The following is a 2,043-nucleotide window of genomic DNA, read 5'->3' as shown; positions in this document are numbered from 1 at the left end:
GATGGAAGCAATGGAGGAAAAGGGCGTTTTGAAAATAAAGACGAGCATCAGGGATGATATCATCGAGCTTCGCATCATCGACCAAGGGGTAGGCATTGCTCCCGATAAAATGAAAAATTTATTCGAACCATTTTTTTCAACGAAAGCGCGTGGTACAGGTCTCGGTTTGCCTTTATGTTTAAGTATCGTTGAGCGTCATAACGGTCGAATCGATGTGGAGTCGCAGGAAGGCGTAGGTACGGTGTTTATAGTTACTTTTAATTGTACGAATTCATTTCTTCTAGACGAACATAAGGTTTAGAAGAAAAGATTAACATAATGAAAGCTGCTGCGGAGCATACTACCCTAGAGTCGTAGGACAAGCCTGATAATGAGGCTTAGTCGGAAGGAGGGAAGTAGAATGACGCAGCAAAACCAAAGAGATGGCAGCTCAATTGAACAAAAGCAGCAAGCGGCAAAAAATGCTTCAAAAAGTGACAAGTCTGCTGAAACCCAAGGCTTCGATAAAAAGTTGGATGGACCCAATCAGCCTTCTACATAATCTGACTGCAGGTTACAATCAACTAAGGATATTGGAACTAGGTATCAGTGGGCAGAAAATAACGTTTTTTTTCTGAAATAAGCAGCCGGAGTGAATTCTCTCTGGTTGCTTTATTTTGATTACGGACGGTATAATAATAGTAGCTTAAATAAAGTAATTAAAGGAGTGTGTTCGATGTCGATGTCATTCGAACGATACATGTTAGATATGGTTCAACCAATGAGGGACGATCTTACTCGAATTGGTATTCAAGAGCTTCGTACGCCTGAAGAGGTTGAAGCAAGCTTGCCAAATGCAAGCGGAACTGCACTCGTTGTAATAAATTCTGTATGCGGCTGCGCAGCAGGTCAATGTCGCCCAGGTGTTGCTGAAGCGCTTCAGCATGATATAACACCGGATCATTTGTATACGGTATTTGCAGGTCAGGACAAAGAAGCAACAGCTAAGGCTCGTGAGTACTTTGCTCCTTACCCACCTTCTTCTCCTTCCATCGCACTGATGAAGGACGGAGAACTGGTACACTTTATCGAACGCCACCAGATCGAAAATCGTTCCGCAGCCGACATTGCAGCCGATCTGTCTGACGCTTTCGATCGGTTTTGTCGCTAGTAGGGACGGTATCTATGACTCTACAAAGAGAAATCATTGAACGTCTTGGCGTAAAACCTGAAATCGAACCGAATGCGGAAATTCGCAAGCGGGTTGATTTCTTGAAGTCATCTGTAACAAACTCAGGTACGACAGGATTGCTAATTGCAATCAGTGGCGGTATCGACAGTGCGGTTGCTGCAGGATTGTGTAAGATTGCAACAGATGAGCTTAGTGCTGAGACGGGTAGAGAATATATGACGCTTGGCGTATTCCAGCCATATGGCGATCAATCGGATATTGCTGACAGTTATGCAGTTGCAGAGGCATTCAAGCTGAAGCACAAGACGGAGACGAATATCGAAGAAGCGGTTGATGAGATTGCTATTGAAGTGGAGCATAGCTTCAAGTCACTAGGTATTCCTCGTCACATAAGCCGCGGAGGCAAGGGCAATGTGAAAGCGAGAACGCGGATGGTTATGCAATACGCACTCGCATTCGACCTAAACCTGCTAGTAGTCGGAACTGATCATGCATCCGAAGCCATTACAGGTTTTTATACCAAGTGGGGTGACGGAGCTGTAGATATTACTCCGCTTAGTACGCTGAACAAACGTCAGGTTCGTCTGCTAGCTTCGCATATCGGCGTGCCGCAAAGCGTGCTGGATAAAGCGCCGACTGCCGGTCTTTGGGACGGTCAGACGGATGAGGATGAGCTAGGTATCACTTATGGCGATAACAGCGACTATCTAGAAGGTAAAGCAATCGCAGCCGATGTGCGTGAGAAACTGGAAAAGCAATATTTAAAAACCGAGCATAAGCGGTCACCTATTCCTGGAGTGTAACCATTGCTTATGTAATTAAATACGACAAGTACAAACTGCCCTACAAGCTCGAGCAATCGGCATTGTGGG

Annotated in this window: 4 protein-coding genes; all 4 read left to right on the top strand. The window is 45.2% G+C overall.

The window, feature by feature from the left end; translation table 11 throughout:
- Positions 1-301, top strand: a 301-nt coding sequence (locus AC1DWN_RS32920; protein ID WP_477563047.1) for an ATP-binding protein, incomplete at its 5' end; no start/stop codon positions are given.
- Positions 302-400: 99 nt separating this feature from the next.
- Positions 401-541 (top strand): hypothetical protein, encoded by a 141-nt coding sequence (locus AC1DWN_RS32915; protein ID WP_477563046.1) that lies wholly within the window; start codon positions 401-403, stop codon positions 539-541.
- A gap of 174 nt (positions 542-715) precedes the next feature.
- On the top strand, positions 716-1,150 hold the full coding sequence (locus AC1DWN_RS32910) for a BrxA/BrxB family bacilliredoxin (RefSeq protein WP_477563045.1): 435 nt from the start codon (positions 716-718) through the stop codon (positions 1,148-1,150).
- Between the two features lie 14 nt (positions 1,151-1,164).
- On the top strand, positions 1,165-1,974 hold the full coding sequence (gene nadE, locus AC1DWN_RS32905; RefSeq protein ID WP_477563044.1) for an ammonia-dependent NAD(+) synthetase: 810 nt from the start codon (positions 1,165-1,167) through the stop codon (positions 1,972-1,974).
- Positions 1,975-2,043 lie beyond the last annotated feature (69 nt).

The sequence above is a fragment of the Paenibacillus sp. P4_A7 genome (assembly GCF_056402455.1).
The sequence above is the reverse complement of the archived record's forward strand: the minus strand, read 5'-3'. Positions and strand labels throughout refer to the sequence as shown.